Origin of the sequence: Lentzea sp. NPDC058450 (assembly GCF_042721395.1) — a bacterium.
Classification (GTDB): Bacteria; Actinomycetota; Actinomycetes; order Mycobacteriales; family Pseudonocardiaceae; genus Lentzea.
In genome coordinates this window covers 302,210-315,458 of sequence record NZ_JBHXLO010000003.1, presented here as the reverse complement: position 1 = coordinate 315,458, position 13,249 = coordinate 302,210, and the positions used below count along the sequence as shown (strand labels likewise).

Sequence of the window (13,249 nt, the reverse complement as noted above, 5' to 3'; positions counted from 1 at the left end):
GCGGAACGGTGAACGCCGCCTGCCGAGGGTTTGACCGCGCGAACAGTGCAAATTGCGCTGCGCCCAGCTAAACGGACAGCCGCGATCGCGGTCCAATAACTCCTGGTGGCCACGTGGAAAGCACGGCTTATGACCGGGCCGGTATCAGTGGGGCACCTGGTTGCGATCGACACGGCGAAGTCGCGCGCAAGTGTCCGGTTCGTGGGAATCCGTTCACTGAATTGGAACGGAGTCGCCCCGCCCGCGCCGGTGCGCGTCCCGGAGTGCGCAACGGCGCACACGAACCCGGCCGGATTCGCTATGGTGGCAGGGTTGTCCGGGCGCGCTGTGGGTACCCGGGTTCGACCGAGTTCACAACCGAATAGCACACACCGCAACTGTCGCCTGGGGGGAGATGTTGTGGAACTGAGGACTCTTCGCCATTTCGTGGCCGTCGCCGAAGAACTCAACTTCGGCAGGGCCGCGAAGCGGCTCTACATCAGTCAGCCTGGTCTGTCTCAGAGCATCAGGGCGCTCGAGAGGGAGATCGGCAGGCCTTTGTTCGAGCGAAGTCGGCAGCACGTCGCGCTCACCTCGTTCGGGACCGCGCTGCTGCCGGAAGCCGAGCGTCTCCTGGAGCACGCGGGCCAGGTCGAGCAGTTGGCCAAACGGCTGGCCACGGCCGAGCAGGGCGCGTTGGTGCTCAGCCACACGCGTTCGGCTGGTATCGGGTTGCCCGCGAAACTCACCGCGTCGTTCCGCAAGGCGCACCCGCAGATCTCCGTGAAGACCTACAGCGGGTTCACGAGCCTCAACGTCGACCGCCTCAAGACGCGCGAGGTCGACGTCGGGTTCGTGCGCCCGCCGATCGACACCGGCGCAGGTCTCTCGTGCGCGGTCCTCGGAGAGGAAGCGGTCGTGCTCGCCGCGCCCGAGGACCACCCGCTGGCGGAGCAGCAGGACGTCGCGGTGCACGACCTGAAAGGTGAGTCGCTGGTGTACTTCCCGCAGTCCGCCGGTGGGCTGTGGGACTCCATGCTGGACGCGGTGTACGGCAACGGACCGCGGCCCGACATCTGCCGGGTGGAGCCCGACGAGCCGCACATGCTCGCGGCCGTGGCCGAGCACGCGGGGATCACGCTGCTCACCGAGTCGTCCGCGGCGATGCTCACCGTGCCAGGCGTCGTGATCAGGACCATCCGGCACGAGCCGAAGGTGCCGGTCGGTCTCGCCTGGCGCCCGGACAACGCGAATCCGGCGTTGAACGCGTTCCTCTCGTTCGTGCTCGACCGCGACCGGCTGGCTCAGTGCGCGGCGTCCTCGACCACCAGCAACGGTGTCTTACCTGACCGGGAGTTGACCGAGAAACGGCTGGCCACCAGTACGGAGAACGCGTCTGGTGCCGCCGCCACCTCGAACCCGAGGCGGTAGACGTCGGTCAGGACGGCGTCGCGGACCCTCCGGGTCACATCGTGGTGATCGGCACCGTCGGCCACTTTCAGCCGCAGTTCGATCCGCTCGCCGGCGTTGCCGTGACCGAACAGGGCGACCTGCACGTCGATCACGTCGGTGTCGGCGAGCGCGACCTCGGCGATCTCCCGCGGTGCCACCAGGATGCTCATGAAGTTGAGCTGCTGGTCGTCGCGACCGACCACGCGCAGCGCGAGGTCCTCGCGGCCGCACGGACAGGTCACGAACTCCCCGCGGTCGCCGATGCGGTAGCGGACGACGGGATTGAGGCACTCCTGGTGCGTGTTCGTGACGATGACCAGGCCGTCGACGAGCTCGACGTGCTGGTAGGGCATCAGGTGGAAGGTGTCGAGCGCACAGCGCGGCCCGTTGTGCCCGATCACCCAGGTCTCGGTGGATCCGTACACCCCGTGGAGTTCGGCGTCCGGGAGCATCCGGCGGGTGATCTCCAGGGCGGGTCGGCCGAACGCCTCGCCGTTCCAGAGCAGCTTCGTCAACGGCGGGGGCTTGCGTCCGGTCGACTCGCAGTGCTCGAGGAGATGCGCGATGTGGCTCTGGGTGGCGCTCAGGGCGGTCGCGCCCAACTGCTCCATGAAGTCCAGCCAGATGTCCAGCTGGTCGTCCTCGATGCCGCCGAGCGGGATCACGACCGCGCCTGCGCTGTGCGCCAGTGCGCTGAAGAAGTTGTGGGAGGCGCAGAGGCGGCCGGGAGTGTCGAGGTTGACCATGACCTCGTCGCGGGCGACGGGGTCCCAGAGCTCACGCACGTCGGCGACGAACTGGCCGCTGGGGATCAGGCTCAGCTGGGGCGCCGACGTGGTGCCACCGCTGCCGAGCACGAACGCGCCGTGGTGCGCGGCACGAGCCCGCTCGAGCACGTCGGCGAAGGCGGACCGGAAGTCGTCCTTGGTGAGGATCGGCACCTGGTCCCAGTCGGGTTCGGGAAAGCCGGGCAACTCCGCGTAGCGGTCGGCGAGCGACGGCAACTCGGTCATTCGGCGCAACGCCGCCATCGCGGCAGGAGGAGCGGAAGGCATGAGGCGACTCCAGGTCGTGGTGCCTGATTCCGTGGACGTCACTCAAGTACGACACGACTTCCGCTGTTCGTCCAAGAGCATCTCGTTCACATTCGATAACTCCCGCTTATCAGTCGGTCGGTGTGGTAATCGATGGTTTTCATCTGAGCAGGACCAGTTATTAGCGTGCATCGCGCGAAGCCAATAAGTTGAGCACTACAGGTCGTCTGCCCCGAATCTGAGGAATAGTGAGCATGCTCATCAACACCCGAGAACGGCTGGACACGCTGACCAGGGCGCAGGACGAGATCCGATCTTTGTTCAGGTTTCAGCCTCCTAGTGAGTTCTACCAGGCGAAATTGGCGGAGGCGTGGCAGCGGGCGGCCAAGGCGGCGGCGTACGGGTGCCTCCCCGAGTTCTCGGAGGAGGCCTTCTCCTCGCAACCGGTGACGACCAAGGAAGCGCTCAAGAACGATCCGTGGAGCTTTGTCGTCACCGATCTCGGCGCGAGCGCCAAGTATTACGAGACGACGGGTACGTCGGGACAGGTCACTCCGACTCCGCGGTTGTTCGAGGACATCGCCTGGAACGCGGTGTCGGTGGAGCAGGCGTGGCGACGGGTCCTGAGCGAGCGGGACCGCGTCGCGATTCTCTTGCCGTCGGACATCGTGCCGGTGGCGGATCTCGTCGTCGGGGTGTGCGAGTTGCTGGACGTCCCGCACAGCCGCGTCTACCCGTTCGCCACCGGTATCTCGGACTGGGACCGGCTCACGACGCTGTGGCGCTCGCTGCGGCCGACGGTCGTGTTCGTGGCACCGGGGCTCGCGCTCCAGTTGACCCGGTTGCTCAAACAGCGAGGCCACTTCGGAGAGCTCAGCGAGAGCGTGCACACGCTCATGCTGCTCGGCGAGGTCAGCACACCCGCCCTGCGCGCGCGGCTGGGTGAGTGGTGGCAGGCGACCGCCTATGACGCCAGCTACGGCAGCACGGAGACCGGGACGCTCGCCGCCACGTGCGAGGAAGGCGGCCTGCACCTGCTCACCTCGACCAACTACTTCGAGATCGCGAGCGGCGACGAGGTGAAGCCGCTGTCCGGCGACTGCGCTGGTCGTCTCGTCGTGACTCCTCTCAACCTGCACGCCCGGCCGTTGCTGCGGTTCGACACCGGCGACGAGGTCGTGGTGGGAGGCGACTGCGCCTGCGACAGCGCCGCGCCGCTGCTCTCCGTGCGCGGGAGGAGCACGGACGTCATCCAGGTGCACCAACGGGACCTGACGGTCCGCGCTGTCGAGGACGTCGTCTACCACGCGAGTTCGGCGACCGGCTACCTGATCGAGCTGGACGAGTCCGGTGCCAGGGCCCGCCTGCTTCTCGAGCGCGACGTGCACGCAGACCGGTCCGCGGAGGCGGGGATGAAGCTCGCGGTCGACGAGGCGATGCGGTCCAGCACCGGACTGGTGTGGGACGAGATCGTCTTCGTCAACTCGCTGCCGCAGACCACGAAGAGCGGCGGGTCCCAAAAGAGCTGGAAGCGCTCCAACATTCGGATCGTGGCGTCATGACCGCGGTGGTCTCGCCCCCAGGGGTCGGAGTGGCCGTCGGTGGTCCCGACCTCTGGTGCACTTATGCCGCGGTGCGCACGCTGGCGTGGCTGGGGCGCGTCGACACCGTCCAGGACGTCGCCGGTACAGCCGCCTTTCTCAGTGGCCGCGCCAACGCCGACGGCGGTTACGCGTGGAGCAAGGGCATGCCTTCCGATGCCTGGGCCACGTTCTACTGCACGCAGGCGCTGAGGGACCTCGGTCTGCCGGTGCCGGGCGTCGACCGCACCACGGCGTGGCTGGACCGCACGTGGACCGGTGAGGCGTACGCGATGACGCCCGGTCAGGAGCCGGACGTCTGGGCGACGCACTTTTCGACGAGGACCGCCGTCACGGTGTGCGGCATCGACGTTCCCGACCGGGCGAGGCTGCTCGACTGGCTCGCCGCCCTCCAGACGGCGGACGGGGGGCTGAGCTGGTCACCGGACCACGCCCGCGCGGGGGGCGCCGACGTTCGCGCATGTCACTACGGCGCGGCAGCGTGGAAGGCGCTGAACTCGCTGGAACCGGCGCTGCCACCGTGGGACGTGCCCGCGCTCGTCCGCTGGCTGAACGAGCAGCAGTCAGCCGACGGGGGGTTCCGGTTCGCCGAGGATGCCGAGGTCCCCTGCATGTGGGCGACGTACCGCGCCACCGCCGCGCTGGACGCGCTGGGGCACCGTCCTGACCAGCCCGTCGACGAGTGGGTCACGAGTCTGCGCCGCCCAGGTGGTGCGTTCGTCCGGTGGCAGGGCTACGACGTCGAGGACGTCTGGGCGTCGTTCTGCGCCGTCGGCTCGTTGCAGGCCACCGGTTCGCGGGCCGACCACGTCGCCGACGCGGTCGTCGCCAGGCTCGCAGAACTCGCCTGCCCCGGCGGCGGGCACACCTACCGCGAGCCGGCGGCCGCGGCGGACGCCCTCGCCACCGCGGCCGCCGTCCTGATCGGGCGGACCGATGCCGAGCGGGGTCGCCGATGGCTCGAGGGCTGTCAACTGCCCAACGAGGGCGGCGTCATGTACATGCCGGGCAGGGGCAGCGAGGTCCGTTGCACGTTGTGGGCCTTGGCGGCGGGCGCGTTCCAGGACGATCCGGCCGGAGCGGATCGGGTGCTCACCTGGCTGCGGGCGATGCAGAACCCCGACGGTGGCTTCGGCTTCTGGGAAGGCAGGGGATCGGACCTCGTGTCCACGTCGGCGGCGGTCGAATCGGTTCGGCTGCTGGGTGGGAACGTGGCCGAGGTGCTGGACGTCGCCGCACTGAAGGGGTTCACCGACACCTTTCCATCCGGCACTCTGCGCTCCGGCCTGCAGGCACTGCGAGTGCGCCAGTCGCTCGGCTCCGCCGACTCGCAGGGCGTGCGCCTGCTGCTGACCCGCCACCACGTGCGCGGCGGTGGGTGGGCGAACGAGGGCTCGCGCATGCCGGATCTGCTGTCCACCTACGAGGCGGTGGCGACCGCGGACCGGCACGGCGTCGAGGTCGACACCGACCACCTCGGCAGGTTCGTGCGCCGAGTGCACACCGACCGCGGGACCGCGTGGAGCCCGCTCGCTCCTCCCGGAGGAGATGCCCTCGCCGACTGTCTCGGCACCCTGCTGCACCGCAGGCTGCACGACGGACCCGGTGCCCTGCCCGCACTGACGCTCTCCTGAGAACCGCGGAGGACACGTGCCCACGATCCAGATCAACACCTCCGCACTTCCCGTGCCGAAGCGCAGGGCGGTCGCCGTGAGACTGACCAGATGGCTCTCGGCCCGCGGCGTGCGGCCGGCACACGTGGTGGTCCGGTTCGCCGAGGACCCGCCGGGGACGGTGTTCACCGGTGGCATGCCGGTCGAGGCGCTGCCGCACGACCCCGGCGCGTTGCGGCACGCGTCGGTGGTCTGTTGCGTCTCCCCGGAGAGGGACGCGCACTTCCGCCTCGAGTTGGCGGACGAGATCGCCCAAGCGCTCGGCATGACCGAACGGACTCCCTTTCTCCACATCGACTTCCGCACGACCGCGCCCAGCGACGTCTACCTGGCCATCGGCGGCCGGATGACGCGCGCTGACGAGGTCGCGCCCGTTCCGCACCGAGGTGAGACGACATGAACGCGACCGACCTGCCCACCCTCGACCAGACCCGCGCGCGAGTGCGGACGGTGCTGCGCGACCAAGTCGGCGACGTGCTGGACGGGGTGGCGGACGACGACGAACTACGCGATGTCCTTGCCGATCGGTACGACAGCCTGGCCGCGATGGAGTTCGTGTCGCGGATCGAGACGGAGTTCGGAATCGAGGTCGACTTCGTCTCCCACGACGTCAGGTTCGTCTTCTCGACGCTGAGCCGGATCAGCGGCTTCGTCCAGGACCTGCTCGAGGACAACGCGGCGCTGGAGGGTGGGGCGTGACGGCGCGAACAGCCCCGGCCGACGAGACGGAGTTCGTCACCTCGGGACACTCGGGTGATCCGGTCCGCTGGTCGCGGACACGTGTGCAGCTGGAGACCGAGGCGGTGCTCGTGGCCACCGAGTTCGGTGAACACGTCGAGCAGATCGTCAACTTCGCGCCTCCCTCGCACCTCTACGGCAACCTCTTCGGCCGCGTGCTCCCCGAACTGCTCGGACTCGTGCCGATCGACCTGTGGGGCGATCCGCTCGCCACCCCGGCGCTCGACACGGACAAGCGCACGTTGTTCGTGTGCTTGCCGTCGAGCTGGATGGTGTTGCGGAGCCTGTCGACGACCATCGGCTCGTTGCCCGGCGCCGCCGTCCTGCACGGCGCTGGGCCGACGACGGCCGTGGCGCGGAAGGTGGCCGCCGAACTGAACGACCTCACCGGGTTCCGGGCCGTCGAGGTGTTCGGTTCCACCGAGACCGGAGCGGTGGCCGTCAGGGACGTCGCGCGGCCGGAACCGTGGCGCCTTCTATCCGATGTGGACGTCCACGATGGACCCGCCGAGCGGCTGCTCAAGGTGCGCAGCGGTCGCATCGGCCGGCGGGCCGACATGGTGGCGGCGCCGGAGTGGTGGGAGTTGAACGACGTCGTCAGGTTCGTGGGTGACCGGACCTTCGAGTTCGTCGGCAGGTCGTCGCGGCTGATCAAGGTCAACGGTGTCCGGTGCCGCCTCGACCAGGTCGAGAACGCCGTGCGCGCCGGGCTGCCCGATGTCGACGTGGTGTGCGTCGCGGTGCGGGACGCCGTGCGCGGAGAGCACTACGAGCTCTTCCACACCGACCCTGGCGGCGCGGTGCGCACCGAGACGATCTGGCGGCAGCTAGCGGGATTCCCGGTGCCTCGCGCGGTGTACCGGGTCGGCCAGATCCCGCGCACGATCACCGGCAAGGCGAAGGTCGATCGCCTTTACGCCGCGGTCCGAGGCTAGGAACGATGCGAAAAACGACAGCCAAGACGGCGGCACAGCAACCGGACTGGGACGAGGCGGAGCTCGCCGCCGTCATTGAGGAGCTGCGATCACGCGCGCCACTCGTCGACGCAGGCTCCTGCCACGCGTTGCGCGGCGAGCTGGAGGTCGTCGCGCGCGGCGAGGCGTTCGTGATCCAGGGCGGAGACTGCGCCGAGCCGTTCGCCGACTCGGCCGCACCGCGAGTGCAGCGCAAGGCCGCGCTGCTCGACGTGCTCGGCGATCTCGTCGAGCACGTCGCGGGGCTCCCCGTCGTGCGGGTCGGCAGGCTCGCGGGTCAGTACGCGAAGCCGCGGTCCAGCCCGACCGAGACCGGGGCCGACGGCACGGTGCTGCCGGTCTACCGCGGTGACGCCGTGAACGATCCGGCGCCCGAACCGGGAGCGCGCCGCGCCGACGCACGCCGGTTGCTACGGGCGTACGACCACGCGGCGACGGCACTGGACGCCTTGTTCCTGAACCAGTTCCTACTGCCGACAGCCGGCCTGTCGCCCACCTACGTCAGCCACGAGGCGTTGTTGCTCGACTTCGAGCGGGCACTCGTGCGACCGGACGGTCTGCGCGGAGGCTGGTACGGATCCTCCGGCCACATGCTGTGGATCGGCGAACGCACGCGTCAGCTCGACGGTGCACACCTCGAGTTCGCGGCGACGGTGAACAACCCGGTCGGCGTCAAGATCGGGCCCACCGCCACCGCCGACGACGTCGCCGCGATCATCGAGCTGCTTGCGGGAGGACATCGCGCCGGGAGGTTGACGCTGATCGTCCGCATGGGTGCCCGCACGATCGGCACCGCACTGCCGTTGTTGCTGACCGGTCTGGGTCACCGGGCACGCGACGTCGTCTGGTTGTGCGATCCGATGCACGGCAACACGGTGCGGTCCGCGTCCGGTCGCAAGACCAGAGTCGTGTCCGACGTCGCTGCCGAGGTGGAGGCGTTCTGCGCGGTGTTGCGGGCGCACGGCGTGTATCCCGGCGGTCTGCACCTGGAGCTGACCCCCGACGACGTCACCGAGTGCGTCGACACCCACGACCGCCTGGCGGTCGACGACTTCCCCCGGTTCGAGTCGGCGTGTGACCCCAGGCTCGACGGGGAACAGGCCGAACGCGTGGTCAGACTGGCGGCAGAGCTGCTCCGCCGGTGAACATCGAGGTAGAACGAGGAGATCGACCTTGTCACGAGTCGTCGTGGTCAGTGGTGGCGGTACGGGCATCGGGCGTGCGGTCGCACACCGGTTCGCCGACGCCGGCGACCGGGTGGTGGTGGTAGGCCGCCGGGTGGACGTGCTCGAGCGGACAGCGGCGGAGATCAACGCGAGCACCGGGTCCGGCCTGGTCTCGTCACTGACCGCGGATCTCGCCGAGCCCAGGGAGGCCGTGCGGGTGGCCGAGACCGTCGTCGCCCGGCACGGCCAGGTGGACGTGCTGGTCAACAACGCAGGCGGGAACGTCGAGATCGGCGCGCCCGACGGTGCCACCACCGGGGTCGAGGGGGCCGCGTGGCACTGGCTGGGCAACTTCAGGTCGAACGTGCTCACCGCGGTGCTGCTGACTGAGGCGCTGAAGGACGCGTTGCCCGCAGGTGCCCGTGTGGTCCTGGTGAGCTCGATCGCCGCGTATCGCGGCTCCGGTTCGGGTTCGTACGCCGGGAGCAAGGCCGCGCTGCACCCGTACGCCTACGACCTGGCCGCGCAGCTCGGCCCGAAGGGGGTCACCGTCAACGTGGTCGCGCCCGGTTATGTCGCCGAGACGGAGTTCTTCGCGAACCGCCTCTCGCCCGAACGGGAGCGAATGCTCGTCGGCCAGACGTCCACCGGGCGGGCGAGTACCCCCGCCGACGTGGCGAACAGCGTGTTCTGGTTGGCCTCGCCGGAGGCGGACCAGGTGACCGCGCAGATCGTCCAGGTCAACGGGGGAGCGCTCGCCGGGCGCTGAACGCGATCGCGTGGGCGACGAAGGCGGCGACCGACGAGTTGAAGTCGTTGCGCCGCCAGCCCAGCGCGAGTGCGACCAGTGGGCCGTCGGCGATGGGCCTGATCTCGACACCGGGAACGCGCAGCACCTCCGCCGCCGTCTCGGTGATCAGGCAGATCCCCACGCCGTCGGCGACCACCGCGAGCATGTGCGCCTCGTCCGGCTCCACCCTCACGACAGCCGGGCCGCCACCGGTGCGGTAGACACCGTCCACAACGGACTTCCACAGGCCGGTGGCGTCCTCGCGCCGGAACGCCACCAGCGGTTCGCCGAGCAGATCGGCGCAGGTGATCTCGCGCCGTTCCGCCAGGCTGTGGCCGGCGGGGAGCGCGACCGACACCGCTTCGGTGGCGAGCACGGCCGTCGAGATCTGCTCCGTCAGCGGCGGGCGCAGGAACGCCACGTCGACCTCCCCGTTCGCGACGCGCCGCGCGTTCGCGTCGGACGATCCCGTCGACGTGCGGACGCCCGTCGACGGGTGCTCGCGCCGGAAGGACTCCACGATGGCAACCGGCAGACCGAGTGCGACCGATGGTGGATAGGCCACTTCCAACACCTGCGGTCGCGTCAGCGACCTGATCAGCCCGTCTGCGTCGCCGAGCAGGTCGACCACCGCAGGCAGGAATGTCTTGGCTGTCTCGGTCAGTTGCACACGCCGGTGGTCGCGACTGAAGAGCGCGAATCCGATCTCGCGTTCCAGATGAGTGATCCGGCGCAGAAGCGCAGTCCTGGTGACCTTGAGCCGGTGCGCGGCCGTGGCGAAGTCCAACTCGTCGGCGACCGCAACGAACCAGCGCAAACTCCGCAGATCCATCGTTCGCTTTCTTGTCGCGACAAGTGAAAATCAAGATTGACGAGAGCGTAGCAGGCTGTGTCCAAAAAATGGTCGGACCGTTGATAACAGTGGCTTTTCAAGTCAGTTCAACGCGTTATTGGACCGCTTCTCGGCTCTGCCTCCAGAATGGCGCTGACCGGAAAGAACGGGGTGACCATGTCAGTCCAAGGACATGTCGTGATCGTCGATTCCTACCTGCCGACCAACCAGGGACGCGGGCGGCTCGCGCGACGGTTCGACGAAGCCGGGTACGGATGCGTCCGGGTCCAGAGCTCTCCCGAGGTACCGATCCTGTTCCGCTCGTCGCTGAGCCTGGACGGCTACGCGGCGAACATCGTCCACGACGGCGACCTCGACGAGACGATCCGCGCGGTCGCCGCTCACGAACCGGTCGCCGTCGTGGCGGGTTCGGAGGTGGGTGTCGAGTTCGCCGACACGCTGAGCGAGGCGCTGGGGCTGCCGACGAACGGCACTGCGCTCAGCTCGGCGCGGCGGGACAAGTTCCGCATGATCGAGACGATCAAAGCGGCCGGTGTGCACGGTGCCGACCAACTGCTCGTCGAGAGCGAGGACCAGCTCGCCGCCTGGCACGCGGACCGCGGTGGCAGGGTCGTCGTCAAGCCCATTCGCGGTGGTGGGGGTGACGGCGTGTTCTTCTGCGACTCCCCCGAAGAGTCGGTCCGCGCCTACCGGGCGCTGATCAACCGCGGCAACGTCTACACGTCGACCAACGAGGCCGTGGTCGCGCAGGAGTACCACTTCGGCGCCGAGTACATGCTCAACACCGTCAGCCGAGACGGTCACCACCACGTCTGCGACATCTGGAAGACCAGCCGGATCAGCGCCAACGGTGTGCTCGACCTCTGCGACGCGGTCTACCTGATGAAGCGCGAAGGCGAAGTCCAGCAGCAACTGGCCGACTACGCCTACGAGGTGCTGGACGCGCTCGGCATCCGGCACGGCCCGGCGCACATCGAGATCAAGATGACGCCCAAGGGGCCGTGCCTAGTGGAGGTCGGCGCTCGCATCGCGGGTGGTGACCTGTCGCACTACGCGTTCCTCGGTGTCGGCGAGTCCCAGGTCGAGTGGACCGTCGACGCCTACGTGGACCCGGACCGGTTCATGGCCCGATACGCGGAGGACTACCGCCTTCAGGCTCACTTCGCCTCGGTCGCGATGGTCTCGCCAGTGGAGGGCACCCTCGCCGGCTACCCGCACCTCGACGAGCTCAAGTCGCTGGAGAGCCTGCTCGAGGTGCGCACGCTGGTGCAGCCGGGCGAGAGGATCTCCCGCACGGTCGACGACCTGACCTACCCGGTGATCGTCAACCTCAGGCACGACGTCGAGGAGGTCGTGCTCCGCGACTCGGGCACGGTCCGCTACCTCGACGGCACGGCGTTCTACCGGACAGCCGGATGACGGCGACGTCCTCCGACCAGCGTGCCGAGGCCTCCACTGGACCGGGCGACGGGCTTCGCAAGGATCTCGGCTTCTGGAGCCTGACCGGTGTCGCGTTCGGCGGGATCATCGGTTCCGGCTGGCTGTTCGGCGCGTTCTACGGCGCGCAGGCGGCAGGGCCTGCCGCCGTGTTGTCCTGGGTCATCGCCGGAGCGGCACTGACACTGGTCGCGCTGGTGCTCGTCGAGCTCGGGGCGGGCAGCCCGGAGGCGGGCGGGATGGTGCGCTGGCCGTTGCTGGCCAACGGTCCGCTGGCCGGCAGCCTCATCGGCTGGGCGATCCTTCTCGCGCTCGCGAGTGCGCTGGCGGCTGAGGCGTCGGCGATCGTGCAGTACGCCAACCGGTACCTGCCCGGCCTCTACACCGACTCCCTGACCATCGCGGGCAAGCTCGCCGCGGCGGGGGTGCTGGCCCTGCTGGTGGTGCTCAACTGGTTCGGCGTGAAGCTGTTCGCGCGCCTCAACCTGCTCGTCACCTCCATCAAGGTGCTCGTGCCGGTGCTGACCATCGTGGCGCTGCTGGTGTCGAGCTTCCACCCCGGCAACGTCACCACCGGTGGCGGACTCGCGCCGTACGGCTGGTCCGCGGCACTGACCGCGATCGCCGGGGCGGGCATCGTCTACACGATCAACGGTTTCGCGGCGCCGATGGAGTTGTCCGCGGAAGCGCGCAACCCCCGCAGGGACATTCCGCGGGCCGTGCTGACCGCGATCGCGCTCTCGGTGGTCCTGTACGTGCTGCTCCAGGTGACGTTCGTGCTCGCGGTGCCACCCGAGAGCCTGGGCTCCGGCTGGCGCGGGCTCACGTTCGTCTCACCGTTCGGCGAGCTCGCACTGCTGCTGAACCTCGGCTGGCTGGCGGCGCTCATCTACGCCGATGCGGTCTTCTCGCCGTGGGGCTCCACCTACGTGTTCGTCGCGACCGGGGGCAGGCAGACCTACGCCGTCTCGAAGAACCGCGCGCTGCCGCGCAGGTTCGCCGAGGTGGACCGCCGTCGCGGCGTGCCGAAGAACGCACTGCTCCTGAACTTCGTGCTGAGCATGGTGTTCCTGCTGCCCTCGGGAGGGTGGCACGAGATCATCGGTGTGGTCGGGGTGCTCTCTCTGCTGACCTACTCGCTCTGCTCGATCGCGGCGGGCACCTTCCACGTCGCCGCACCGGAGCGGCTCGCCGGCTGGGTCCGCGGCATGCGCTGGATCGCGCCGGCCGGGTTCGTCGTGGCCACCGAGCTCATCTACTGGGCTTCCTGGAAGCACCTGCGGGTCGCGCTACCGGTGCTGGTGCTCACCGTGCTCCTCTTCGCCGTGCTGCGCCGCCGCGAACTGGACCTGCGCGTCGAGCTGCGGACGGGCGCGTGGCTGGTCGCCTATCTCGGCTGGCTGGTGGTCCTGTCCGGATTCGGCTCCTTCGGGGGCACGCAGCTGATCCCGCTGCACTGGGACACCGCGGTCGTCGCGGTGTGCGCCTTGCTCACCTACCGGTGGGGAGTGCGGTCCGGCGCCGCCTTCCTGGGTCGCGTCTCGTGAACGGA

The 13,249-nt window shown here is 69.1% G+C and carries 11 protein-coding genes and 1 pseudogene; 10 read left to right on the top strand and 2 right to left on the bottom strand.

Annotation, left to right across the window (positions count from 1 at the left end):
• Window positions 1-129: 129 nt before the first annotated feature.
• A pseudogene (locus ACFWNN_RS07730) lies at window positions 130-1,260 on the top strand (LysR substrate-binding domain-containing protein); the annotation flags it as partial.
• 23 nt (window positions 1,261-1,283) lie between these two features.
• On the opposite strand, the gene ACFWNN_RS07725 reads toward ACFWNN_RS07730, so the two are convergent.
• Window positions 1,284-2,486 (bottom strand): AMP-binding protein, encoded by a 1,203-nt coding sequence (locus tag ACFWNN_RS07725; RefSeq protein WP_382439084.1) that lies wholly within the window; start codon window positions 2,484-2,486, stop codon window positions 1,284-1,286.
• A gap of 233 nt (window positions 2,487-2,719) precedes the next feature.
• On the opposite strand from ACFWNN_RS07725, the gene ACFWNN_RS07720 reads away from it, so the two are divergent.
• From ACFWNN_RS07720 to ACFWNN_RS07690, 7 genes are read left to right on the top strand one after another with little or no spacing between them, the layout of a single operon-like run.
• Window positions 2,720-4,027, top strand: a complete 1,308-nt coding sequence (locus tag ACFWNN_RS07720; RefSeq protein WP_382439083.1) for a phenylacetate--CoA ligase family protein — start codon at window positions 2,720-2,722, stop codon at window positions 4,025-4,027.
• On the top strand, window positions 4,024-5,700 hold the full coding sequence (locus ACFWNN_RS07715; RefSeq protein WP_382439082.1) for a prenyltransferase/squalene oxidase repeat-containing protein: 1,677 nt from the start codon (window positions 4,024-4,026) through the stop codon (window positions 5,698-5,700). Before ACFWNN_RS07720 ends, ACFWNN_RS07715 begins: the two co-directional genes overlap by 4 nt.
• A gap of 16 nt (window positions 5,701-5,716) precedes the next feature.
• On the top strand, window positions 5,717-6,139 hold the full coding sequence (locus ACFWNN_RS07710; protein ID WP_382439081.1) for a hypothetical protein: 423 nt from the start codon (window positions 5,717-5,719) through the stop codon (window positions 6,137-6,139).
• Window positions 6,136-6,438, top strand: a complete 303-nt coding sequence (locus ACFWNN_RS07705) for an acyl carrier protein (RefSeq protein WP_382439080.1) — start codon at window positions 6,136-6,138, stop codon at window positions 6,436-6,438. The genes ACFWNN_RS07710 and ACFWNN_RS07705 overlap by 4 nt, the downstream gene beginning before the upstream one ends.
• Window positions 6,435-7,412: a hypothetical protein gene (locus ACFWNN_RS07700; protein ID WP_382439079.1), complete on the top strand. Its 978-nt coding sequence runs from the start codon at window positions 6,435-6,437 to the stop codon at window positions 7,410-7,412. Before ACFWNN_RS07705 ends, ACFWNN_RS07700 begins: the two co-directional genes overlap by 4 nt.
• A gap of 5 nt (window positions 7,413-7,417) precedes the next feature.
• Entirely contained in the window at window positions 7,418-8,596 is a 1,179-nt protein-coding gene (locus ACFWNN_RS07695; protein ID WP_382439078.1) for a 3-deoxy-7-phosphoheptulonate synthase, read from the top strand.
• A 28-nt stretch (window positions 8,597-8,624) separates the two neighbouring features.
• On the top strand, window positions 8,625-9,386 hold the full coding sequence (locus tag ACFWNN_RS07690; protein ID WP_382439077.1) for an SDR family NAD(P)-dependent oxidoreductase: 762 nt from the start codon (window positions 8,625-8,627) through the stop codon (window positions 9,384-9,386).
• Here the strand turns inward: ACFWNN_RS07690 and ACFWNN_RS07685 are convergent.
• Window positions 9,358-10,239, bottom strand: a complete 882-nt coding sequence (locus tag ACFWNN_RS07685) for a LysR substrate-binding domain-containing protein (RefSeq protein ID WP_382439076.1) — start codon at window positions 10,237-10,239, stop codon at window positions 9,358-9,360. The two genes, ACFWNN_RS07690 and ACFWNN_RS07685, sit on opposite strands and share 29 nt — an antisense overlap.
• Before the next feature lie 198 nt (window positions 10,240-10,437).
• Between ACFWNN_RS07685 and ACFWNN_RS07680 the strand changes: the two genes are divergently transcribed.
• Both ACFWNN_RS07680 and ACFWNN_RS07675 read left to right on the top strand, forming a co-directional pair.
• Complete coding sequence (locus ACFWNN_RS07680; RefSeq protein WP_382439075.1) at window positions 10,438-11,679, top strand: ATP-grasp domain-containing protein; 1,242 nt, start codon at window positions 10,438-10,440, stop codon at window positions 11,677-11,679.
• The gene (locus ACFWNN_RS07675) at window positions 11,676-13,244 is read left to right on the top strand and encodes an APC family permease (protein WP_382439074.1); all 1,569 of its coding nucleotides are present in this window, start codon (window positions 11,676-11,678) and stop codon (window positions 13,242-13,244) included. Before ACFWNN_RS07680 ends, ACFWNN_RS07675 begins: the two co-directional genes overlap by 4 nt.
• Window positions 13,245-13,249 lie beyond the last annotated feature (5 nt).

Bases quoted from the DNA above. Each gene is read 5' to 3' on its own strand.
- ACFWNN_RS07675 (WP_382439074.1), top strand. From the start codon at position 11,676: ATGACGGCGACGTCCTCCGACCAGCGTGCCGAGGCCTCCACTGGACCG.
- ACFWNN_RS07725 (WP_382439084.1), bottom strand. From the start codon at position 2,486: ATGCCTTCCGCTCCTCCTGCCGCGATGGCGGCGTTGCGCCGAATGACC.
- ACFWNN_RS07715 (WP_382439082.1), top strand. From the start codon at position 4,024: ATGACCGCGGTGGTCTCGCCCCCAGGGGTCGGAGTGGCCGTCGGTGGT.
- ACFWNN_RS07695 (WP_382439078.1), top strand. From the start codon at position 7,418: ATGCGAAAAACGACAGCCAAGACGGCGGCACAGCAACCGGACTGGGAC.
- ACFWNN_RS07685 (WP_382439076.1), bottom strand. From the start codon at position 10,239: ATGGATCTGCGGAGTTTGCGCTGGTTCGTTGCGGTCGCCGACGAGTTG.
- ACFWNN_RS07720 (WP_382439083.1), top strand. From the start codon at position 2,720: ATGCTCATCAACACCCGAGAACGGCTGGACACGCTGACCAGGGCGCAG.
- ACFWNN_RS07705 (WP_382439080.1), top strand. From the start codon at position 6,136: ATGAACGCGACCGACCTGCCCACCCTCGACCAGACCCGCGCGCGAGTG.